Below are 22,129 nucleotides of genomic sequence, written 5' to 3'. Positions count from 1 at the left end.
ACGACAAATTCTCCGCTCCCGGCGGCGATTCGCCGACCGGAATTTGTCACGCGCGCACAGATCGCCCCGGCCCGGAACGGTAAGCGTTCCGGGCCGGGGCGGGCAGGCGTTCCGGGCCGGGGGCTCCCCCGGCCGGGCGGGATCAGGCGGGAACGATCCAGGTGGTCTTGGCGGCGGCGACCAGGGTGCCGTCCACCTCGTAGACCGCGCTCTCGCCGAAGAGCTTGCGGCCCTCGCGGCCGGTGGCGCGGGCGACCACCGAGTAGGTGCCGCCGGGGTAGACGCGGCGGTGGACCCGGGCGGTCAGGCGGCCGAGCAGCGCGAACTCGCCGGGGGCGAAGTGGGCCCAGCCGGTGGCGCAGTCGAGCGCGGCCCAGACGACCGCGTCGGGGACGACGCCGTCCTGGTCGGTGACGGTCATCGGCACCCGCCAGCCGGCGGCGACCAGGTCGGCGCCCTCCACCGGGCCGGGGAAGATCCGCAGGCCGTCGCCGGGCTCGCGCATGCCGCAGGCGAAGCAGCCGGGGAAGGCGTGGCCGCTGAGCCCGGCGAAGCCGCGCTCGGCGTGGGCGGCGACGTTGAAGGGGACGAACGCCGGGGCGTCGAGCTCCTCGGCGACGGTGATGGCCTCGGCCAGGAGGGTCTCGCCCTGGGTCAGGGTGGCGGTGTTGGCGAGCTGGCGCAGGTCCAGCTCGGTCTCCAGCGGGGTGGGCGCGTGCAGCGTGACCTCGACGGCCGAGTCGTGCCGGGCGCCGTGCAGCGCCTCGGAAACCGTGCCCGCGATCCACCCGCCGTTCGCGGTGCCTTCGGGCCCGCGGAAACGCGCCGGAACGGTCACCACGGTCTGCAGACCAGCAGCCGTCGTCATGCCGCACCTCCTATCGCCGTGCATGGCGAGATTGATCCTGATATATAACAAGCAAAGGGACCGGCCGATTTTAGCCGAGTAATTGCACGTACAGCCAACCAGGGGTCTGTAACGTTCCTGTTGACGACCGGCGACGGGGGCATGACCGCCCGCCCGGCACGAGACTCCTCCGAAAACGCCCCTGCGGGGATAGAGTGGCGCTGCGTCATGCCGTAAGCGCACCTAAGGGGAGTAAATGGCGCCCCACCCCCCTGATTCCCCCGTATCCCCCTCTCTTCCGGCCGAGCAGGAGACGCCGGGCGGCGAGCCGGCCCTCCTGGACGAGATACGCCTGAGCCTCGCCGCTCTCGCCGTCGAGATCGGCCGTGAGCACGAGCGGGCGGCCCATCGCGAGCAGATCATCGACCGGTTGCACGCCGAGAACCAGGAACTTCGGCACGGGCTGCTCCAGGAGGCGCTCGCCCCGGTCAGGGCCGGGCTCTACCGCCTCCACGACACCGTCCGGCGGCAGTCCGCCCGCTGGCGGGAACCGGAGCCCCCGGCCGCCGAGCACGCCGGGGCGATGCTGGAGGCGATCGCCGACGAGGTGGCCGAGGTGCTCGCCAGGACGGGGGCCGAACGGCTGCCGGTCGAGCCCGGGGAGGGCTACGACCCCTCGCGTCACCGGCCGGTCAGGACCGAGACCGTGGAGGCCGGGCGCGACGGGCGGATCGTGGAGGTGCTCGCCGACGGCTTCGTGGCCGGGGACCGCGTGCTGCGCAAGGCCGGCGTGGTGGTCGGCCGCGCGCCCCGGCCGGAGCCCGCGGGGGAAGAGCGGTCCGCCGCCGGGACGGGATCCGTGTGCGAACCGGACTCCGGACGCGCGGCGGAGTCGGTGGAGCCCGCGAGGTCCGCGGAGCTCACGGAGGACGTGGAGAGCGCGGAGGGCGTAGAGCACGCGGAGGACGTGGAGAGCGGCGACGGCCGGAACGACGACGAGGGGAATCGGTAGGCGACATGGCTGTTCACGGAATCGACCTCGGAACCACCTACTCCTGCATCGCCGGCGTCGACGAGGTGGGCAGGCCCGCCGTGCTGCGCAACCAGGAGGACGCCGACACCACGCCCTCGGTGGTGTTCTTCGAGACGCCCGACAACGTCGTGGTCGGAGCGACCGCCAAGGACAGCGCGGTGATCGAGCCCGACCTGGTGGTGAGCCGGATCAAGCGGGACATGGGGCACGAGGTGCCCCGGACCATGCACGGGCGCGAATACACGCCCGAGGAGATCTCCGCCTTCGTCCTCCGGAAGCTGGCCGAGGACGCCCGCCTCGTCACCGGCGAGACCGTCCAGGACGTGGTGATCACGGTCCCCGCGTACTTCGGGGCGGCGGAACGCGACGCGACCCGCAAGGCCGGCCGGATCGCCGGGCTGAACGTGATCGACGTCCTCTCCGAGCCGATCGCCGCCGCCATCACCTACGGCGTGCTCAACCCCGGCCAGGACTGCCGGATCCTCGTCTACGACCTGGGCGGCGGCACCTTCGACACCACGGTGATCACTCTGCGCGGCGGCGACATCGAGGTCGTGTGCACCGACGGCGACCACGAACTGGGCGGGGCGGACTGGGACGACCGGCTGGTGGAGCACCTGGCCGGTCGCTTCGCGGCCGAGCACCCCGACGTGAGCGGTCCGCTGGACGACAAGCAGACCGAGCAGCAGCTGCGCCGCGACGCCGAGGACCTGAAGAAGACCCTGTCCGCCCGCACCCGGCACACGGTGCGGGTGATGCACGAGGGACGGGTCGCGAAGGTCGAGCTGACCCGCGAGGAGATGGAGGAGCTGACCCGGGACCTGCTGGACCGCACCGTCGAGATCACCCGGCGCACGGTCGAGACCGCGCGGTCGAAGGGCGTGGACGGCTTCGACCACCTGGTCCTGGTCGGCGGGTCGGCCAAGATGCCCGCGGTGGCCGAGAGGCTCCACAAGGAGCTCGGCGTCGCCCCCCGGCTGCAGGATCCGGACCTGGCGGTGGCCAAGGGCGCCGCGCTGTACGCCTTCGAGGAGACCTACCGGCGGCTGCTGGGCGCGGGCGAGGACGACCGGGCCGAGGAGATGGCCTCCCGCGCGGGCCTGTCCACCGAGCAGCGCCGGCGGATCTCCGGCCGGACGATCAAGACGGTGGCGTCCCGGAGCTTCGGGGTCGTGGCGACCGACCGGGACACCCGGCGCAGTTACGTCGCCCACCTCGTGCACGCCAACGACCCGCTCCCCGCCGACGTGACCGAGAGATTCGCCACGCTGGAGGACGACCAGTCCGGGGTCGACGTCGAGGTCATGGAACAGGCCGGCAGCGTGGAGTCCGAGGAGATCGCGGACAACAACCTGATCGGCCGGGGCCTGCTGAAGATCCCGCGCGGCAAGCCCGCCGGGTGGCCCATCGAGGTCGCCTTCGCGCTGGACTCCTCGGGCCTGCTGCACGTGACCGCCCGCGAGCTCGAGACCGGCGAACGGCTGGAGCTGCGCATCCAGATCGGCGGCATGTCCGAGGAGGAGGTCGCCGGCTCCCGATCCGCCCTCGCCCGCGTCCACGTGAGCTAGGCCGTCCCCGATGGCCTTCGACGAGAGGCGCTACGTCCGGGAGGTGCTCGAACCCGCCCGTCAGGCGGGCGGGGCCCTCTCCGACGACCTCCGGGTCCGCTACCAGCTGCGCGAGCCGATGAGCGGGGCCGAGATCGCCGAGACCGTCGCCCAGGTGCGCCAGGGCTGGCGGCGGCTGCGCGGGCGGCTGACCTTCCGCCCGCTGATCGACCGGCTCTCCGCCGATCACGAAGGCCACGCCCCCATCTTCGCCGCGGCCGCTCAGGGTGACCTCGGCCCCCTCCGCGCCGCGCTGCGGGAGGCGGACCGGCGTGCGGCCCGACGGCTCGACGACGCGCGGCGGCGCCTCGACGACGCGGCCGGGCGGCTCCGCATGCTCCCGCCCGGCATCGTCGCCGGCATCGCCAGGTCCAGCGGCGTGACCGGGCAGGACGCCGACCGGCTCACCGCCGAGCTCGGCGTCGAGGTCCGCCCGCCCGACCCGCTGCCCGAGACCCCGCCCTACGCCGGGTACGGCAGGGCGCGCGAGGCGCTCACCACGCTCGGCAGACGCCACCTGGCCGATTTCCTGTTCGGCGGGCGTTGCGCGCGGATGCGCGTCCTCGACGGTTTCTCCGTCCCCGGGGCGGGCCCGCTGGCCGAGGAGATCAGGAAGGTGGAGGCCGAGTGGGAGCGCAGGACCCGGGGCCCCTGGACCACCGGCGCCGACACGGTGCTGGCCGCGCTGCGCGGCGCCTCCGACCCGGCCGCGCTGCTCCGCTACGACGTCGTCACGCGGCTGCGCGAGCGGGTCCGCGAGCACTCCTCCGACGACACCCTGCTGCGCCACGCCGTCGACGAGCTGAACCTCGCCGAGGAGGACGCCCGGCGACTGGTCTTCGCGGTCCGCCAGGAGGGCGGGGCCCACGGCGCGTACGCGGTACCCGCGGCGCGGCTGCGGGAGCTGATCGAGGCCGGGGAGATCATGGCCGCGGTGGACCTCGCCGCCGCGCTGGAGTCCGGGACACCGGAAGCCGGGTCCCCGGAACCCGGAACACCGGAGACCGGAACACCGCGGTCCGGAGCGCTGACCGGTGAGGCCGCCGACCTCGCGGCCGAGGCCAGGGCCCGGCTCTCGGCGGCCGTGGAGCTGCGGGAACGCGCGCTGAACGCGGCCGACCCGGACGAGGCGTGGATCATGCTCCAGGACGCCCTGCTGCGCGTCCCCGGCCTGCCCGGCGCCGGGGAGCTGCTCGCCCGGCTCGCACCGCACCCGGCACGTGAGCCGCGCGCCGAGGTCCGGGACGACGCGGTCGTGCTCACCTGGCGGCCCTCCCCGTCCCGGGCCGGGGAGATCTCCTACGAGGTGCTCCGCGACGGCGTCCTCCTCGCCGCCGCGCCGCCCGGGCCGTCCGGGTTCCGCGACGGCTCCCCGCCCGTCGACGTGCCGGTGACCTACTCCGTCGTCGCCCGGCGCGGGGAGGCCGCCGCCGTCCCCGTGCCTGCCTCCCCGGTCGTGGTCCGGCCCGAGCCGCGCGACGTGCGGCTGACCGCCGGCGACGGGATCGTCACCGGCCGCTGGTCGCTCCCCCCGCAGGCGCTGAGGGTCGTGGTCACCCGGGACGGGCGCCCGGTCCCGGCGGACGCGACCGGCTTCCGCGACCGGGAGGTGACCAACGGCGCCGGGCACGTCTACGTCGTCTCCGCGGTGTACCCCGGCCCCCGCGGCCCTGACGACTCCGGCGGCTCCGGCGGCCCTGACGGCTCCCGCGGCTCCCACGACCCCGGCGGCTCCGGCGAGGTGACCACCCCGGGCGTGCGGCGGACCGTGACCCCGCACGCCCGGCCCGAGCCGGTGACGGAGTTCAGCGTGCGTCCCGACCCCTCCGCGCCCGGACGGCTCCTGGTGACCTGCGCCGAGCCCGCGGCGGGCATGGTGGAGTTCCTCGCGCTCGACGCCGTCCCGCCCTGGCCGCTCGGCGCGACGCTCTCGCTGGCTGAGGTCCGCCGGGCCGGGCGGGCGGTCCCCGCGACGCCGGTGGGAGCGGGCGGCCACCTGCTCCGGCCCCCCGCCTCCTCCGGCGTGCTGCTGGCGGTGACCGTCGCGGGGGACCTCGCGACGGTCGGCGCCCACCGGGAGCACGTCGGCCTGCCCCCGCCGGCCGGGCTCACCGCGCAGCGGCGCGGCCCCGCGATCCTCGTCGGATTCGACTGGCCGGCCGGGGTCCCCGAGATGGAGGTGAGCTGGGGCGGGCGGAGCACGACGGTCAGCGCGGCGGCCTACCGCGCGCAGGGCGGGGTCCGCCTGGAGCACCCCGAGGGCGAGCCGCTCACGATCGAGGTCGCCCCGACCGCTCGGATCCACGGCGCGCGGGTCCGCGGCCCGGCCGCCACGGTGCGCCTGGAGGCCGCCGTCCCGGTCCGCTGCCGGCTGCGTTTCCACGGGCCGCCGTGGCGGCGCTCGCTGACGGTCGAGCTCGACGCCGACCGGCCGGTCCCGGTCGCGCGGCTGATCCTGGTGCTGAAGCCGGGCTGGATCCAGCCCCTGTCCGACGACGACGGCCGGGTGCTCGCCGAGTGGACCGGCCTGCTCGCCCCCGTCACGCTCACCGTGCCCGCGCCCCGGCAGTCCAGGCCGTACTGGCTGCGCTGTTTCGCCGACGACGGGACGGACCTGGTCGACGCACCGGTCCGGGAGCGGAAGGTGGAGTGATCGTGATCACGTGTCCGTACTGCTTCGCGCGGGTGCCCCGCGACCGCGTCGCCTTCCGCTGCGTGGGCCGGGCCGGGCGGGGGGCCGGCTGCGAGCCGGTGGCCGACGAGGCCCTCGGGCGGCACCGCGGCGGCGTCCCGCCGTCGCTGCCGCCGGTGTTCCCGGTCCGGCGCCCGGGGCGGCGGGCCGACTGCCCGGCCTGCGGCGTCTCGACCGGGCGGCGGGTCTGCCCCGAGTGCCACAACCAGCTCCCGGCCGAGTACTGCGCCAACCCCGGCAAGATCGTCGCGCTGGTCGGCGCGAAGGGGTCCGGGAAGAGCACCTACATCGCGGTGCTGCTGCACGAGCTGATGAACCGGGTGGGCGCCGAGCTCGACGCCTCGCTGGTCCCGTGCGACGACCGCACGATCGAGCGCTACAAGCAGGACTTCGCCCGTCCCCTCTACGGGCGGAACATGCTGCTGAGCACCACCCAGTCGGTCGTCAACGCCCCGCTGCGCGATCCGCTGGTCTACCTGCTCACCCGTACGGTGCGCGGGCGGCTGCGCAGCCGTACCGCGTCGCTGACGCTGGTGCTGTTCGACACCGCGGGCGAGGACCTGCGCAGCCGTGACGTCACCGAGCCGCACCTGCGCTACCTCGGCGCGGCCGACGCCGTCGTCTTCCTCGTCGATCCCCTGGAGCTGCCGGGCGCCCGCTCCGCGCTGAGCGGCACGGCCCTGGCCCGCGGCGGGACCCTGGAGGGCGACCCCGACAGCGACCCGATCAACGTGATCAGCCGGGTGACCGAGCTGCTGCGCCGGCGGGACGGCGACCGCAGGCTGACGATCCCCGTGGCCGTGGCGCTCAGCAAGATCGACGCCCTGCGGCCGGCGCTGGAGCGCCAGTCCGCGCTGCACCGGGCCCGCGCCCCGCTGGGCGCCCTCGACCTGGACGACCGGGAGGCGGTGCACGAGCAGGTGCGCGCGCTGCTGGACGAGTGGCAGGCCGGGATGGTGGACCGCTACCTGCGCCAGAACTACACCGACTTCTCCCTGTTCGGTCTCTCGGCGCTCGGCGGCGTGCCCGGCCCGGAGTCGGTCGGGCCCGGCGGCATCAGGCCCTACCGGGTCGAGGACCCGCTGCTCTGGCTGCTGTACCGGTTCAAGATGCTCGACGGTGTGCGGGGGTGAGGGGCCGTGGCGTGGCAGTTGCACTACACGTCCGTGGAGGCCGGCCCCACCGGGCTCCCGGGCTTCCAGTTCGTCGCCGAGACGCCGGACCTGCCCGCGGGGCTGCACGCCCGGGTCGCGCCGTACCTGACCTACAGACCCCCGCCGGACGCGCCTCTCGCGCCGACCCCCGAGCAGATCCGCCGCCTGCCCGTCTCCCTCGCCTACGACCGGCTCGGCGCGCGGTCCGTCCTGGCGCGCTGCGTCTACCTCGGGCAGGACTACTCCGGCCGGTACGGCAACTTCCTCGGCCACGCCGTCGTCGCCGGGAGCGAGGAACTGGTCGGCCTGCGGCCGGTCGAGTTCTGGCAGGCGCCGTTCTGGTCGGAGTCCCCCGCGCCGCCCGGCGCCGCGCTGGCCGAGCTGTCCGATCTCGCCCCCGGCTCCTCGATCGACCCCGAGTCGCTGGGCGCCTGGCTGGCCGATCACGGCGAGGACGCCTACCTGCGGCTCGGGTTCCTGCTGGAGACCGTACGGCGGGCGCTGGTCCAGGGACACGGACGGGTGGTGATGATCTCCCATGACAGCGAGGAGATCGTGCGCTGGATCGGGGTGATCTCCTACTCGCTGCCGTGGGCCCTCGCCGCCCGGCTGTCGTTCGCCACCTACAGCGCCGATCCCGCCTCGGCCTCCCAGGTCCTCGTGGGCACCACCCCCGACGTCTGGGTGCCCGCGGACGTGGACGCCGCGCTCGTCCGGCTGGACGAGCCCGCCGGGCCCGCGCGGGCCGGCCGGTTCGCCGGCACCGTCGCCGACTGCTGGCGCCGGATGGACCTGGCCGGAATCGACGCCTTCGGGGAGATGGGCGACGCCGACCCGGAGACGGCCGCGGCGCTGATCGCCTTCTGCCGGGGCGACGGGCCGGTCTCCGCCGATGAGCAGGCGGCCGTCGCGCGGCTGATCACCGGAGACGTCCCCGACTGGATCTGGCCGGACCTGGCGCGGATGGCGGACCGCATGGGGCACGAACTGGCCTCGGCGGTGTGCGAGGCGGGCCCGCCGGAGGCCGCGGACCGCTGCGCCGTCCGCTGCGCCGTGCTGTCCCTGCACGATCCCCGGCTCACCCCGCCCGCCCGGCCGCTGCCCGCGGAGGCCAGGCGGAGCCTGGTGCCCGAGGCCGGTGCCGCGCTCGGCGCGACGCGCGGGCTGGCCGGACTGGTGGACGTGGTCCGGACGGTGCACGCCGTCGGGGTGCCGGTCCCCGAGGAGGAGGTCGCCCGGCTGGCCGGGGGCCTGGTGCGGGCGGGCGGCGACGGACTGGCCGAGGCGATCGGCCGGGCGCCGTTCGACTGGCGGGAGACGCTGATCGCCGCCGTGGTGGCGGGGCTGGAGCAGGCCCCGGTCCGGGTCCGGCGGGACCTCCTCACCGGCGAGATCTGCCGCCTGCTGGCCGGCCGGGACTGGACGGGCGCCCCCGCCGTCGGGGTGGACGTGCTCCACGAGCAGGTGCGGTCCGGGCGGCTCACCCGGGCCGAGGCGACGGAGCTCCTGCTGGGGTTCGCGGCCGGACCGCAGGCCGAGGAGGAGCGCGACGCGATGCTCGAGGAGCTCTGGCGTGACCCGCCGACGGTCGCCGAGTGCTCCCGCCTGCTGGAGACCGCGGGCCCCCGGCTGGCGGTCTCCGCCTGCCTGAACGACCTGCCGACGCAGGCCTTCCTCCATGCCGAGCTGACCTCCGGCGAGGTCGTACGGCTGGCCGAGCGGGTGCGGGCGACCCTGGAGGGATACCCGGCCGAGGACGCCGAGGCCGTCCTGATCGTCTCCCGGCTGCCCGGGGCCGCACGCCCCGCCGGCGCCGCCGCCGACGTGGCACGGCTGATCGCGCTGACCAGGGAGGGGAACGAGCTCCTGACGGCGCGCCTGCGCACGACGGCCGCCGCGCGGCTGGCGCCGGCGAACCCGGGCTTCCGCGCGGCCGTGGTCGGGATCCTCCCCGAGGAGGCGCGGATGTGGCTGACGTCCGCGTGGCTGGACCGGCGGATCGACCGGGACGAGCAGCTCGCCCTGGTGGAGGTGGCGATCCGGCTCCGCCTGGACGGCCTGGTGGTCCCCCCGCTGGACGAGTGGGCCAGGGCGCAGGTCAGCGGCTGGTCCCCCTTCGGATCGGTGGAGTCGCGCTTCAAGCACGACAGCGAGCTCGCGGCCGGGCTGAAGGAGCTGGCCGGTCCCAGACGGCGGCGGCTGTTCGGGCGGGGTGACGACTGATGTGGATCGCCGGTCTGCTGCTCCTGGTCGTCTGGGCGGCGGCCGTCTGGATCGGGTTCGTCGCCTTCCCGTTCGTGTTCGCCGCCCTGCTGCTGGCCACCACGGTCGCCGCGGCCTGCTTCCACTTCTACCGGGCCGGTCGGATCCTGCTGCCGGGCCGGGCCGCCGGGCCGTCCCCGGTCGAGCCTCCGCGCGCCGGACGCGGCGGTGACTCCGGAGGCGACCCCGCCTACCGGCAGTACCTGCTGGTCCAGGTCTGGAGGGACTGGCGGGCCGTCGCCGGTGACACGGTCCCGGCCATCGCCGGGACGGCCTCCGGTGTCCTGTCCAGGGCCACGACCGCGATGATGCGGGGGAGTCAGGGGCTCTTCCTGTTCCCCCTCTGGCTGGCGTTCTGCGGCGGCATCGTCGCCGCCGCCGTCCCGCTGGCCGCCGTCGCCGCGCTCGTCTCCGCCGCCCACGCCCTGACCGTGGCGGCCGGGCTGCTGGGCTGGCTGGTGTGCGCGGGCGCGCTCAGGGGCGTGGAGCGGGTGTTCATGATGACCCGCCGGATCCTGCAAGCGTGCCCGCACCCCGGCTGTTACGCCCGGTTCACCCTGCCGGAGTACGCCTGCCCGGGGTGCGGTGAGCGCCACCGCCGGCTCACCCCCGACCTGAACGGCGCGGTCTGGCACGTGTGCCGGTGCGGCGTCCGCCTGCCCACCACGGTCCCGCTGGGCCGCTTCCGGCTGCAGGCCCACTGCCCCTCGTGCCATCGCGCGCTGCCCGCCCGGATCGGCCGGGCCCGGGTGGAGCCGCTGCCCTTCGTCGGCGGGCCCGACGCGGGCAAGACGACGTTCATGGCCCTGGCCGTGGACGCCCTGCACGGCGCGGTGACCGGGGCGGGCGGCCGCGCCGTGTTCACCGACAGGAGCGACGAGGTCGCCTTCGGCAGGCTCCGGCGGGAGCTGCGGCGGGGGCGCGTCTCCAAGACGGGGACCGAACTCCCCCGGGCGGTCACGCTCGACATCGCCGTACCCGCCCCGGGACAGCCCCTGAAGCGGCCGCTGGCCCGGCAGGGCGGCAACCGCATCCTCTACCTGTTCGACCCCTCGGGCGAGCACTACACCGGCGCCGGCACGGTGGAGGCGATGGGCTACCTCGGGCACGGCGAGGCCATGATTGTGATCATCGACCCGTTCGCGCTGCCGAGCGTCCAGGACCACCTGCTCCCGTCCGAGCGCGAGGACCTCGCCGCCGCCGGCATGGCGCTCTCCCGGGAAGACCCCGCCGACACCTTCAGCCGCGTCCTGAACGAGCTGGCGAGCCGCCCGGACGGCGGCGGGCAGCGGCGGCTGGCCATCGTGATCACCAAGGCGGACCTGCTGCGGGACACCGCGGTCGGGCGGGACGCGGAGGACGACCCGGCCGGCTGGCTGACCCGGGTGGGCATGGGCAACCTGGTGCGCGAGGTGGGCCGCAGGGCCGGCGAGGTGCGCTACTTCGCCTCCGGCCTCCCGGCGGATCCCGACCGGCTCGCCCGGCTGCTCGGGTGGCTGGCGGGCCTGCGCCTCAACGGGCATCGGCGCCGGGCGGAGTCCGAGCTCACCGCGGGCGACCTGCGCGCCCCCTGGTCCGCCGGGCAGGACCGGGCCGGCCTGATCCCGGCCGGCTACCGCGTCGCCCGCTGGGCGATCTTCACGTCCACCGTGCTGCTGTCGGCGGGGGCGATCGCGGTGCTGGCCGTCGTCGCGGTGCGGATGCTCACCGGTGACGGCACGGCCGCCCTCCCCCTCCTCTGACGCGGTTATCCGGGTCACCGGCGGGCACCGCGAACCCGCCGACGTCCACTGACGGAAGGTGTCAGCCGACCGTGGTTAGCGTCCCGCCATGCGCAATGATTTCGACTTCCTCGTCGGCACCTGGACCTCCCGGCAGCGGCGGCTGCGCAAGGCTCTCGCCGGAAGCGAGGAGTGGTACGAGTTCCCCGGTTTCACCACGTGCTGGAGTGTCCTGGACGGCGCCGGCAACATCGACGAGGTCGCCTTCCCGACGCAGGGGTTCGGCGGCGTGACGCTGCGGCTGTACGACGCGGGCGCCGACCTGTGGTCGCTGTACTGGGCCAGCAGCAGGACCGGCATCTCGCTGCCGCCGGTGGTCGGCCGCTTCGGCGACGACGGGCGCGGCGTGTTCACCGCCGACGACGTGTACGACGGCCTCCCGATCAAGGTCAACTACATCTGGTCGGAGATCACCGCGGACTCCTGCCGGTGGGAGCAGGAGTTCTCCCCCGACGGGGGCGCGACCTGGGAGACGAACTGGGTCGCCGAGTTCACCCGCGCCTCCTGACGTCCGGGCCGCGGCCGTAATGCTCGCGAGCGAAGGGACTGTGGACGGGCCAGTCGGTGGACGTCATGATCTCCTCCAGGAGGCGCCGCACCTCGGGCGCGGACATACTGATCCGGCCGGATTTGCGGCGGATCATATTGGAAATTGAGGGATGATGACTGAATGAGCTGGCTCGGGGATCTGTCCATGTGGTTGGGCGGGGTGCTGTCGTGGTTGTTCTCGATGGCGGTGCTTTTCGTGGTGATCTACGGGGCGATACGGCTGGCGCTCGTACACGATCGCAGGCATCGGGCACGAGAGACTGCCGACGCGGAGCTGAAGAAGCGTGTGGCGGCGGAGAGGGCGGCTCAGAAACGCGAAACGGAAGAGCGGGCGGCTCGACGGCGCACGGCGGCGGAAGCCGGCGGGGTGTAGCGGTCCGGCGTGTCCGCCTGACGGCCCGGAAGCGGTCCGGGGCGACGGGAGGGAGGCGGACCGGCGGGTTCTCGCCGCCGCCCGCCCCTTCCGTCCTGAGAAGTGCCGGTCGGCCTGCCGTTACAGGACCGGCAGGTAGCGGCCGAGCTCGAACTCGGTGACCTGGCGGCGGTAGTCGTTCCACTCGCTGCGCTTGTTGCGCAGGAAGTAGTCGAAGACGTGCTCGCCGAGGGTCTCGGCGACCAGTTCGCTGCGCTCCATGACCGCGATGGCCTCGTCCAGCGACTGCGGGAGCGGCGCGATGCCCAGGGCGCGCCGCTCGGCGCTGGTCAGCGCCCACACGTCGTCCTCCGCGCCGGGGGGCATCTCGTAGCCCTCCTCGATGCCCTTCAGCCCGGCGGCGAGGATCAGCGCGAAGGCCAGGTAGGGGTTGCAGGCGGAGTCGAGGGAGCGGAACTCGATGCGGGTGGAGCCGCTCTTGTGCGGCTTGTACATCGGGACGCGGACCAGGGCCGAGCGGTTGTTGTGACCCCAGCAGATGTAGCTGGGGGCCTCGCCGCCCTGGCCGGCGATGGCCTCGGCCCCGCCCCACAGGCGCTTGTAGGAGTTGACCCACTGGTTGCAGACCGCGGTGATCTCGGCGGCGTGGGTCAGCAGGCCGCCGATGAAGGCGCGGCCGGTCTTGGAGAGCTGGTACTCCGCGCCGGGCTCGTGGAAGGCGTTGCGGTCGCCCTCGAACAGCGACATGTGGGTGTGCATGCCGGAGCCGGGGTACTCGGTGAAGGGCTTGGGCATGAAGCTCGCCCAGATGCCCTGCTCCAGCGCGACCTCCTTCATGACCAGGCGGAAGGTCATGATGTTGTCGGCGGTGGTGAGCGCGTCGGCGTAGCGCAGGTCGATCTCCTGCTGGCCGGGGCCGCCCTCGTGGTGGCTGTACTCGACCGAGATGCCCATCGACTCCAGCATCATGATCGCCTGACGGCGGAAGTCGTGGCCGGAGCTGTGCGGGGTGTGGTCGAAGTAGCCGCCCTCGTCGATGGGCTCGGGGCGGGCGCCGCGCTCGGGGCGGTTCTTCAGCAGGAAGAACTCGACCTCGGGGTGGGTGTAGAAGCTGAAGCCCATGTCGGAGGCCTTGGCCAGGATGCGCTTGAGCACCCAGCGCGGGTCGGCGTGCGAGGGGGAGCCGTCCGGCATGAGGATGTCGCAGAACATCCGGGCCGTGCCGGGGTTCTCGCTGCGCCAGGGCAGCATCTGGAAGGTGGCCGGGTCGGGCTTGGCGAGCATGTCCGACTCGTAGACGCGGGCGAAGCCCTCGATCGCCGAGCCGTCGAAGCCGATGCCCTCGGCGAAGGCGCCCTCCAGCTCGGCCGGGGCGACGGCCACCGACTTGAGGAACCCGAGCACGTCGGTGAACCACAGCCGGATGAACCGGATGTCGCGTTCCTCGAGGGTGCGCAGAACGAACTCCTGCTGGCGGTCCAAGGCCTCTCCTCCGTTGCCGGCGCGGTGCGACACGCCTGGTGGTCTACCAGTCTGCCCGGCGCGTGTTTCACACACGTTACGAGCCCCGGCGGCGAGACGCCCACCGGGCCCGCCGCGCCCCTCCATTCTCCTATCCCGTCTTTCCCGTCGTGCCTCCACGGAACCGGCCCGGTTCGCACCTACAGTGAACGACTCCTGACAGTGCGCGACCGGAAGGCCGCCGACGTTCCGATCCGGGGGAAGACGACGACGATGCGCTCCCAGTTCCGCGCCCCGTCCGGGGCCGCCGCGCCGCCGGGCGCGCCCGGCGTCACCGAGCGGCAGGGCGCCCTGTACGGGGTCTCCGCACCGCAGGACGTGCCCGGCGTCACCGCCTCGCAGGACGTGCCCGGCGTCACCATCCCGCCGCGTCCCCGCGCCGGCGGGTCGTGCGACGGCGCCCGCCCGTCCCGGCCTCCCCGTCCGGCCCTCTCCCCCGAGGCGCTGGCCCCGCTCACCGAGCGGCTCGCGGCGATGAGCGCGCCCTGCCCCATGCACCCCTCGGTCCACCAGATCGAGGCGGCCGTCATCACCTGGTCGCGCGAGCTCGGCCTGGACGCCGACCCCGGCGCGGGCGTGCACCGGCTGGCCGGGCGGGCGCTGGCCGGCTGCGACACTCCCTCGGTCACGCTGTTCGCGCGCTGGCTGGCCTGGGCGGGCCGTTTCCGGGAGGAGCCCGCCGCCCGCGCCGGTGTGCTCGCGACGGCCGGGGACGGCGAGCCCGGACCGCATGTGGTGGAGCGGGCCTTCGCCGACCTGTGGCGGACCTCGGCTCCCGGCATGAGCGCCGGGTGGCGGGAACGGGTCCTGTCCGGGCTGGCGGCCCAGCACGCCGCGCTGCGGCCCGCCCCGCACGCCGCCTTCGCGGCGGTCGCCCCGCGCCCCGCGCTCCACGCGGTCCGGCCCGCCGAGCCGTCCGCGGCGCGGCGGGCCGCGCATCCTGTCGCCGGGTACGACAGGGCCGCCTTCGGGACCTACCTGCTCGATCTGCTGGAGCCCTGCCTCGGGGTGGAGGTGCCCGCCTCGATCGCCGGGAGCCCGCAGTGGCGGGCGGTCACCGAGGCGTGCGGCGACGTCGCCGCCTGGTGCGAATCCCTGGCGGCCGGGCTCGTCCCCGCCGAGGAGCGGGCCCTGGCGGGGACGGTCGAGCGGATCGTGGCCCGGGTGGAGGAGCTGTGGACGGCGGCGCGCGCCGTCCCCGCGCTGGTGGAACGGCGCGGCCTCGACTTCGCCGCCTCCGCCGAGGTGACCCGGGTGACCTGCGCCTTCCTGACCGTCTCGCGCGCCAGCCTGGAACGGCTCCTGGAGGCCGGTTCCTACACCGCGCAGACCAGGGAGTCGCCGACCGGGGTCCGGCTGTAGAGGACCTCGCGGCCCATCCGCCGCCGGGTCACCAGGCCGCCGCCGGCCAGGACGGTCAGATGCTGGCTGACCGCGCCGGGGGTGAGCTCCATCCGCCGGGCCAGGCCGGAGGTGGTCGAGGGGTCGGCCAGGGCGGTGAGGATCTGCGCGCGCGTCTTGCCGACCAGCGCGGCCAGGGCCCCGGGCGCGGGCGGCGGGCCCTCGGTCCACAGGGTGCCGATCCCGGTGGCGGGGTAGACGAGCATCGGCTGGTACGGCTCGACCATCACGGCCGTGTCCGGCCACCAGAAGGCGGTCGGCACGAGCACCAGTCCGTCGCCGCCGATGGGGGCGGAGTATTCCCAGTTCCGCACGACCGCGAGCCGGTCGCCGCGCCAGCTGACGTTCGGGTGGAGGTCGGCGAAGAGCTCCCGGGCCCCGCCCGCGGCCAGCTGCCGGGCGCGGCGCGTCACCTCTCCCTCCAGCAGCCCGTGGACGCGCGGCCAGAACTCGGCGAAGGCCACCTCCCAGTAGCGCTGGAGGGTGTCGGCGACTCTCGCCACCCCGGCCTCGGGGTCGGCCTGGAACCTCTCGACGATCCGCGGGGCGGCCCCGGAGACCCAGCCCGCTTCGGCGGCGGCCCGCTCGGGCGGCGTGCGCCGTACCCGGTCCAGCTCGGCGGCGAAGTCGGGCACCGGCGTGTCGGGGGTGGGGGTCACGAAGTCGACGAGGTAGCCGCTGGTGGGGACCAGCGCGAACAGCTCGGACAGGTCCAGGCCCGCCAGGCGGGGCCGTACGGCGCGCACCCAGGGCAGGTGGAGCGAGCGCCGGGCGGGGTCGCGCAGCGTGCGCAGGCTGGCGACCAGCTCCCAGATCGGCGAGAAGGCGAAGCGGATGCGGGCCACGTCGTCGGGGGCGAAGACCCACTCCACATGGCAGGACTTCTTCTCGAACCCACCCGACTCTTTAGTCACACCTAAAAGATTCGCACTCTTCCGGAGGCCTGTCCACCCTGGTCCCCATGACGAGCTCGACCCTCACCAGACCCACGTTCCTGCAATCGAAGATCGGCGGACTCCCCCGGGCGTTCTGGGCTCTGTGGACCGGGACGCTGGTCAACCGGGTCGGCATGATGGTCGAGCCGTTCATCGGCGTCTACCTGACCCAGGCGCGGGGCATGTCCCTGGCCACGGCGGGCGCGGTGATGGCGGTCTTCGGGGTCGGCTCGCTGATCTCCCAGGTCCTGGCGGGCTGGCTGGCCGACCGGTTCGGACGGCGGATCACATTGACCGGCGGCATGGTCGCCACCGCCGTGACCATGGTCGCGCTGGGGGCGAGCACCTCGCCGGCGGCGATCGTGGCGGCGATGTTCGTGCTCGGCCTGACGATCGACGCCTACCGCCCCGCGTCCACCGCGCTGGTGGCCGACCTGGTCCCGCCCGGGGACCGGCCGCGCGCCTACGGCCTGCTGTTCTGGGCGCTGAACCTGGGCTTCGCCGTGGCGATGGTGATCGGCGGCTGGCTGGCCGAGGCGGGCCACGGCTGGATGTTCTGGTTCAACGCGGCCACCGCGCTGGTCTTCGGCCTGCTGGTGTGGCGGGCGGTCCCGGAGACCCGGCCCGAGCCCGGCGGGCGGGAGGGCGCCGCGGGCGGCGGGTTCGGCGCGGTGCTCCGGGACCGGCTGATGGTCGCCTACATCGTGATCTGCACGCTCTCCAGCGTGGTCTACACCCAGGCGTTCACGACCCTGCCGCTGGCGATGACCGGGGCGGGCTTCGGCAAGGTCGACTACGGACTGATCATGGCGGTCAACGGCATCCTGATCGTGCTGATCCAGCCGCTGACCGGCGACTGGCTCGGCAAGCGGGACCACAGCACGACGCTGGCGATCGGGTACGCGGTGATCGGCGTGGGCTTCGCGCTGAACGCCGTCGTCTCCAGCGTCGCCGGGTACGCCGCCACCGTGGTCGTCTGGACGCTGGGCGAGATCGTCACCGCGGGCATCCCCGGCGCCATCGTGGCCGCGCTCGCCCCCGCCCACCTGCGCGGCCGCTACTCGGGCATGTTCGGCCTCTCCTGGTCGGCCGGGGCCATGCTGGCGCCGCTGCTCGGCACCCGGCTCCTGGAGGCCGGCCCCACCGCCCTGTGGCTGTCCGTCGGCGTGATCGAGCTGGTGGCCGCCGGCGGCCTGCTGATGATCGGCCCGGCGCTGCGTCGCCGTACGGCGACGGCACGGGGCCTCGCGGAATCAACATCACATTGAGCGCTTGTTGATTGAACATTCGCCTATCCCGGCTAATGTCCCTCTAGCGTCTGCATACGGAGGGGTCGGGTGGCGCGCGAGCTGGGAAGACGAGGGCCGGAGAGCCCTCCGCCGGAGGCGCATGGGCGCATGCGCCTCGTCGGCGTGCTGATCGCCGTCGTCTCCGTGGCCCTGGAATGCGCCAACATCGTGGTGACGGCGAAGCTCCCGCAGCCCGACTACACCCCGCTCCCCTTCGCCCCCGAGGACATGGCGGGCACCGCCTTCCCGATCTTCGGCGCGTTGCTGATCTTCCGCCGGCCGCGGCTGCCCATCGGCTGGCTGCTGGCGGTGGGCGGCCTGGCCTGCGCGGTCAACATCCTGACGATCAACGTCGTCCGGCTGGAGGCCCCGTCCCCCCACGTCCACATCATCGAGGCCTCCCCGTCCCTGGGCCTGGTCGTCAGCCTGAGCTGGATCCTGGCCACGCTCCTGCTCGGCGTGGCGCTGCCCCTGCTCTACCCGACCGGCCGCCTCCCCTCGCCCCGGTGGCGGCCGCTGGTCGTCTTCGCCTGCCTGGTGCAGGGGCTGAACGTCGTGCGGGCACTGCTCATGGCCCTGGACGCGACCCCGTACTCCAAGCCCTTCACGCAGACCCTGCAGTGGTCGATGAACGCGGCGATGGCGCTGGCGTTCGTCTCGCTGGCGGTGCGCTTCCACCGCGGGGACCCGGTCGAGCGGCGGCGGATCGTCTGGCCCCTGTTCGCGTTCGCGGGCCTGCTCGTCCCGTGGGTGGTGGGCGGCCCGATCTGGTGGCTCGCCTCGTTCACCATCCCGCTGATCCCGGCCGCCATCGCGTTCGCGATCCTGCGGCACGGGCTCTACGACATCGACACCCTGATCACCCGCGCGCTGGTCGGCGCGGGCCTCGTCGGTGTGATCGGCGGCGTCTACGTGGCGGTGGGCGCGGCCTCCAGCCTGTTCCTGTCGGGCGTGGACCGGGTCGGCGGCCTGCTCGCCGCGCTCTGCGCCGGCGCCTTCTTCCACCCGCTCCGCCGGATCCTGCAGCGCGGCGCCGACCGGTTGCTCTACGGCAGCAAGGGCGACCCCGTGACCCTGGCCGGGGAACTGCGCCGGCGACTGCAGCGCACCGATCCCGCCGAGGGGCTGCCCGCGGCCCTGGAGGTGCTGCGCGAAGGGCTCTCCGTCACGGGGGTGGCGGTGCGCTTCCCCGACGGGCGGCCCGTCCGGACGACCGTGGGCGATCTCGGTGAGACGGCTCGCGAGATCCCCCTGGTCTGGCACGGCGAGCCGGTCGGCCACCTGCTCGTCGGCCCTCCGGGGACCCGGCGGCTGCCGGCCGCCCACAACGAGCGGGTCATCGCCGCGCTCACGCCGTACATCGCCGACTCCGCGCACGCGGTCCGGCTGGTCGCCGCGCTGCGCCACTCACGGGAGCGGATCATCGCCGCCCGCGAGGAGGAACGCCGCCGCCTCCGCCGCGACCTCCACGACGGCCTGGGCCAGTCGCTCAGCGGCATGGCCATGTCCATCAACGCGGCCCGGCACTACCTGCACGCCTCCCCGGAGAACGCCGAGCGCCTGCTCGACGGGCTCCGCTCCGGCATGGACAGCGTGACCGGCGACATCAGGCAGCTGGTGTACGGCCTGCGCCCCCCGGCCCTGGACGACCTCGGACTGGCCGGGGCGATCGCGGAGATGGCGGGACCGGGCGTCGCGGTCGAGGCGGACGGCGACCTGGCCGGCCTGCCGGCCGCCACCGAGGTGGCCGCCTACCGGATCGTCCAGGAGGCGCTCACCAACGTCCGCAAGCACGCCGCGGCCACCACCGTGCGGGTCGCGCTGGAACGGGGCGAGCATCTCGTCGTCCGGGTGAGCGACGACGGGGTGGGCGTGCCGCAGGAGCGGCGCTCCGGGGTCGGGCTGGCCTCGATGCGCGAGAGGGCGGCCGAGCTCGGCGGCACCTGCCTGATCACATCGCCGCCCGGCGGGGGCACGACGGTCGAGGCGGTGCTGCCGTTGGTCCTGGAGGGGGGACCGGCCACCGACTCCTTCGTCCCCGCCTGATGCGATACATCCGTTACAGCCTGTTTCATCACAGGGAATGAACGATGGTGAATGTTGCCGTATGTCGTTAGTCCAGGTAGCCGTACCCTTACACCTGCGATGCTGACATTTCATGCTCTAGGACCGTTCCAGGCGTGCCACGGCGAAAGAGCGCTCGACCTCGGGGGCCAGCGCCAGATGGCGGTGCTGGCCCGGCTTCTCGTGGCCCGGGGCCGCGCCGTCCCTGTGAGCGTGCTCATCGACGAGCTCTGGCCGGGCGAGCCCCCGGCCCAGGCGCTGTCCACCATCCAGGGGTACGTCTCCCGGCTGCGGCGCGCGCTGGAGCCCGGCCGCGCGCCCCGCAAGGAGGCGGAGGTCCTCGTCTCGGCCCCGCCGGGGTACGCGCTGCGCGCCGAGACCGGCCAGGTCGACTCCTGGACCTTCGAGAGCACGGTCAAGATGGAGGGCGACCCGGCCACGGTGTGGGGGCGCATGGAGGAGGCGCTCTCCCTGTGGCGGGGGCCCGCGCTGGCCGAGTTCTCCGACCTGACGTGGGCGGTGACCGAGTCGGGCCGGCTGGAGGAGCTCCGGCTGACCGCGGTCGAGCGCCGCGCCGACGCCGGGCTGGCGCTCGGTCACTCCGCGGCCCTGGTCGCGGACCTGGAGGCGCACGTGTCGGCCCACCCGCTCCGCGAGGAGGGCTGGCGGCTGCTCGCCCTCGCCCTGTACCGGGGCGGCCGGCAGGGCGACGCGCTGGGAGCGCTCCGGCGCGCCAGGACCGTGCTCCGCGACGAGCTGGGGCTGGACCTCGGCGCCACGCTCCAGCGGCTGGAGTCCGACATGCTGGCCCAGGCCCCGCATCTGGACCTGCCCAAGGAGCAGCCGGTCACCGCGCAGCGGCCCGCCCCTCCGCCCGCCGCCGCGGCCGGATCCGGCGGGACCGCCGCGAGCCCCGGGGCCGCCCTCCTGCGCGTCCTCGTGGTGGACGACCAGGCGCTGGTCCGCACCGGTCTGCGGGTCGTGCTGGAGAGCGAGCCGGGCTTCGAGCTCGCCGGTGAGGCCGGGGACGGGGAGCAGGCGATCGTGCTCGTCCGCGAGACCCGGCCCGACCTGGTGCTGATGGACATCCAGATGCCCCGGCTGGACGGTCTGACCGCCGCGCGGCGGATCCTCGCCGACGAGGACCCGCCGAAGGTGATCATGATGACCACGTTCGGCACCGACGAGAACCTCTACTCGGCGCTGCGGGCCGGGGTGAGCGGCTTCGTGCTCAAGACCTCCGCCCCCGAGCAGCTCATCACCGCGATGCGCGCCGCGCAGGCCGGTGACGCGCTGATCGACCCCGCCGTCACCACCCGGCTCATCTCGGCCTTCGCCGGGCGCACCGACCCCGCGGCCCCGCCCGCGCTCGCGGGTCTCGGCGACGCCGAGCTGGACCTGCTCAAGCTGATCGCCCGCGGTCTGACCAACCGGCAGATCTCGGCGACCCTCGCGGTGTCCGAGGAGTCCGTGGCCGTGTCGGTGGGCAAGCTCCTGGACCACCTGGGGCTGTTCGACCGGGCCCAGCTCGTCGTCGCGGCGTACGAGTCCGGTCTGGTCAACCCAGGCGACCCGGGCAGGTAAGCATGCACCTGCAGACGGGGGACCAGGAGCGCGCCGTTCCCGGCGCCCATGGCGTGGGGCACGAGCTCGCGCGGGCGGACGCCGCCGGCGCCGCGTCCCCCGGCCCGGCGACCACCCCTCCGGAGACCACCCCCGGCCCGGTGACCGTCCATCCGGAGACCGCCCCCGGCCCTGCGATCCCCGTCCCGGCGACCACCCGTCCCGAGACCGCCCCCGGTCCGGTGACCGTCCACCACCCGGAGACCGTCCCGGACTCGGTGCTCGCCGCGTTCCTGGCCTCTCCCCGGGGGCTCCTGTCCGTGGCGGTGGCCGCCGTGTCCGTCCTGCTCTCCGTCGCGGGACTCGTCCTGACCGTGAGGCTTCCCGCCGGGGCGCCGATGGAGGCCCCCGCCATGCCCGATCTCGGGGCGGGCCTGACCTTCCCCCTGGCGGGGGTGTTCCTGCTCGCCCACCGCGGGCACGCGATCACCGGCTGGCTGATGTGCCTGGGGGGACTGAGCTGCGCGATCCGCGTCTCCTTCCAGGCCATGGCCCTGTCCGCCATGGCCGCGGGGGATCTCGCCGCCGCCGGGTACCTGCGCGCGATCTGGGTCGTGGGCTGGGCCGGCGGCGGCCTGCTGCTGGCCGTCCTGCTCCCGCTCTACTCCCCCGACGGCCGCCTCCCCTCGGCGCGCTGGCGGCCGTTCGCGGCGCTGGCCGTGACCACGTCGGTCCTGGGGGCGGCGCTCATGGTCGCCCGCCCGACGTCGCCGGCGGGCCTGCCCGTGCCGCGGCCGATCCCCAGCCCGTTCGCGGTGGAGGCGCTCGCCCCCTACTACGTCATGGCGCACAAGGCCGCCCAGAATTTCCTGCTGTTCTTCGTGGTCGTGGCCATGGCCTCCCAGATCCTGCGCTTCCGCCGGGCCGACGCCGCCGGGCGCCGCCAGGTCGCCTGGCCGCTGTCCGCCTTCGCGGGCTATGTCGTCCTCCTGATCACCGGACCGGCCCTGTGGCTCCTCGCGGTGATCTGGACCGGTCTCATCCCGGTGGCCATCGTC

Annotated in this window: 15 protein-coding genes and 1 pseudogene; 13 read left to right on the top strand and 3 right to left on the bottom strand. The window is 74.4% G+C overall.

All coding sequences use genetic code 11. The features are described from left to right. Positions 1–142 precede the first annotated feature (142 nt). Positions 143–868 carry a PaaI family thioesterase gene (locus Plo01_RS37450; protein WP_203895538.1) on the bottom strand — a complete coding sequence of 242 codons (726 nt, stop codon included), beginning with the start codon at positions 866–868 and terminating at the stop codon, positions 143–145. 235 nt (positions 869–1,103) lie between these two features. Between Plo01_RS37450 and Plo01_RS37445 the strand changes: the two genes are divergently transcribed. The 8 genes from Plo01_RS37445 to Plo01_RS37410 all read left to right on the top strand — a co-directional run bounded on the left by Plo01_RS37445 (position 1,104) and on the right by Plo01_RS37410 (position 12,298). Next, the gene (locus Plo01_RS37445; RefSeq protein ID WP_203895537.1) at positions 1,104–1,859 is read left to right on the top strand and encodes a nucleotide exchange factor GrpE; all 756 of its coding nucleotides are present in this window, start codon (positions 1,104–1,106) and stop codon (positions 1,857–1,859) included. Between the two features lie 5 nt (positions 1,860–1,864). Then, positions 1,865–3,448, top strand: a complete 1,584-nt coding sequence (locus Plo01_RS37440; protein ID WP_203895536.1) for an Hsp70 family protein — start codon at positions 1,865–1,867, stop codon at positions 3,446–3,448. A gap of 10 nt (positions 3,449–3,458) precedes the next feature. Continuing rightward, complete coding sequence (locus Plo01_RS37435) at positions 3,459–6,140, top strand: hypothetical protein (protein ID WP_203895535.1); 2,682 nt, start codon at positions 3,459–3,461, stop codon at positions 6,138–6,140. Positions 6,141–6,142: 2 nt separating this feature from the next. Continuing rightward, positions 6,143–7,312 (top strand): TRAFAC clade GTPase domain-containing protein, encoded by a 1,170-nt coding sequence (locus Plo01_RS37430; protein ID WP_239317833.1) that lies wholly within the window; start codon positions 6,143–6,145, stop codon positions 7,310–7,312. Between the two features lie 6 nt (positions 7,313–7,318). Next, positions 7,319–9,556, top strand: a complete 2,238-nt coding sequence (locus tag Plo01_RS37425; protein ID WP_203895533.1) for a GAP1-N2 domain-containing protein — start codon at positions 7,319–7,321, stop codon at positions 9,554–9,556. After that, positions 9,556–11,337 carry a TRAFAC clade GTPase domain-containing protein gene (locus tag Plo01_RS37420; RefSeq protein ID WP_203895532.1) on the top strand — a complete coding sequence of 594 codons (1,782 nt, stop codon included), beginning with the start codon at positions 9,556–9,558 and terminating at the stop codon, positions 11,335–11,337. Before Plo01_RS37425 ends, Plo01_RS37420 begins: the two co-directional genes overlap by 1 nt. 88 nt (positions 11,338–11,425) lie before the next feature. Beyond that, on the top strand, positions 11,426–11,884 hold the full coding sequence (locus Plo01_RS37415) for a hypothetical protein (RefSeq protein ID WP_203895531.1): 459 nt from the start codon (positions 11,426–11,428) through the stop codon (positions 11,882–11,884). 162 nt (positions 11,885–12,046) lie between these two features. Continuing rightward, the gene (locus Plo01_RS37410; RefSeq protein WP_203895530.1) at positions 12,047–12,298 is read left to right on the top strand and encodes a hypothetical protein; all 252 of its coding nucleotides are present in this window, start codon (positions 12,047–12,049) and stop codon (positions 12,296–12,298) included. 120 nt (positions 12,299–12,418) lie between these two features. Here the strand turns inward: Plo01_RS37410 and glnA2 are convergent, their stop codons facing one another. Further along, positions 12,419–13,780 (bottom strand): gamma-glutamylpolyamine synthetase GlnA2, encoded by a 1,362-nt coding sequence (glnA2, locus tag Plo01_RS37405; protein ID WP_203895529.1) that lies wholly within the window; start codon positions 13,778–13,780, stop codon positions 12,419–12,421. 201 nt (positions 13,781–13,981) lie between these two features. Here glnA2 and Plo01_RS37400 point away from each other — a divergent pair, with 201 nt between their 5' ends. After that, positions 13,982–15,181, top strand: coding sequence for an isoprenoid biosynthesis enzyme family protein (locus Plo01_RS37400; protein WP_203895528.1), 1,200 nt, complete (start codon positions 13,982–13,984; stop codon positions 15,179–15,181). Here Plo01_RS37400 and Plo01_RS37395 read toward each other — a convergent pair. Continuing rightward, positions 15,136–16,134 (bottom strand): ArsR/SmtB family transcription factor, encoded by a 999-nt coding sequence (locus tag Plo01_RS37395; RefSeq protein WP_203895527.1) that lies wholly within the window; start codon positions 16,132–16,134, stop codon positions 15,136–15,138. The two genes, Plo01_RS37400 and Plo01_RS37395, sit on opposite strands and share 46 nt — an antisense overlap. A 47-nt stretch (positions 16,135–16,181) precedes the next feature. Here Plo01_RS37395 and Plo01_RS37390 point away from each other — a divergent pair, with 47 nt between their 5' ends. The 4 genes and pseudogenes from Plo01_RS37390 to Plo01_RS37375 form a co-directional block, all read left to right on the top strand. Continuing rightward, on the top strand, positions 16,182–17,423 hold the full coding sequence (locus Plo01_RS37390) for an MDR family MFS transporter (RefSeq protein WP_203895526.1): 1,242 nt from the start codon (positions 16,182–16,184) through the stop codon (positions 17,421–17,423). Positions 17,424–17,552: 129 nt separating this feature from the next. Then, the gene (locus tag Plo01_RS37385) at positions 17,553–19,490 is read left to right on the top strand and encodes a sensor histidine kinase (protein ID WP_203895525.1); all 1,938 of its coding nucleotides are present in this window, start codon (positions 17,553–17,555) and stop codon (positions 19,488–19,490) included. Positions 19,491–19,589: 99 nt separating this feature from the next. Next, a complete protein-coding gene (locus Plo01_RS41250) occupies positions 19,590–21,092 on the top strand; it encodes a BTAD domain-containing putative transcriptional regulator (RefSeq protein ID WP_203895524.1) in 1,503 nt (500 codons plus the stop codon). A gap of 2 nt (positions 21,093–21,094) precedes the next feature. Continuing rightward, positions 21,095–22,129: pseudogene (locus Plo01_RS37375) on the top strand (hypothetical protein); the annotation flags it as partial.

It is taken from the genome of Planobispora longispora (genome assembly GCF_016863135.1).
Classification (GTDB): Bacteria; Actinomycetota; Actinomycetes; order Streptosporangiales; family Streptosporangiaceae; genus Planobispora; species Planobispora longispora.
The sequence above is the reverse complement of the archived record's forward strand: the minus strand, read 5'-3'. Positions and strand labels throughout refer to the sequence as shown.

Coding starts and splice junctions, on each gene's coding strand:
- Plo01_RS37450 (WP_203895538.1), bottom strand. CDS start 868: ATGACGACGGCTGCTGGTCTGCAGACCGTGGTGACCGTTCCGGCGCGT.
- Plo01_RS37445 (WP_203895537.1), top strand. CDS start 1,104: ATGGCGCCCCACCCCCCTGATTCCCCCGTATCCCCCTCTCTTCCGGCC.
- Plo01_RS37440 (WP_203895536.1), top strand. CDS start 1,865: ATGGCTGTTCACGGAATCGACCTCGGAACCACCTACTCCTGCATCGCC.
- Plo01_RS37435 (WP_203895535.1), top strand. CDS start 3,459: ATGGCCTTCGACGAGAGGCGCTACGTCCGGGAGGTGCTCGAACCCGCC.
- Plo01_RS37420 (WP_203895532.1), top strand. CDS start 9,556: ATGTGGATCGCCGGTCTGCTGCTCCTGGTCGTCTGGGCGGCGGCCGTC.
- Plo01_RS37415 (WP_203895531.1), top strand. CDS start 11,426: ATGCGCAATGATTTCGACTTCCTCGTCGGCACCTGGACCTCCCGGCAG.
- Plo01_RS37410 (WP_203895530.1), top strand. CDS start 12,047: ATGAGCTGGCTCGGGGATCTGTCCATGTGGTTGGGCGGGGTGCTGTCG.
- Plo01_RS37390 (WP_203895526.1), top strand. CDS start 16,182: ATGACGAGCTCGACCCTCACCAGACCCACGTTCCTGCAATCGAAGATC.
- Plo01_RS37385 (WP_203895525.1), top strand. CDS start 17,553: ATGCGCCTCGTCGGCGTGCTGATCGCCGTCGTCTCCGTGGCCCTGGAA.
- Plo01_RS41250 (WP_203895524.1), top strand. CDS start 19,590: ATGCTGACATTTCATGCTCTAGGACCGTTCCAGGCGTGCCACGGCGAA.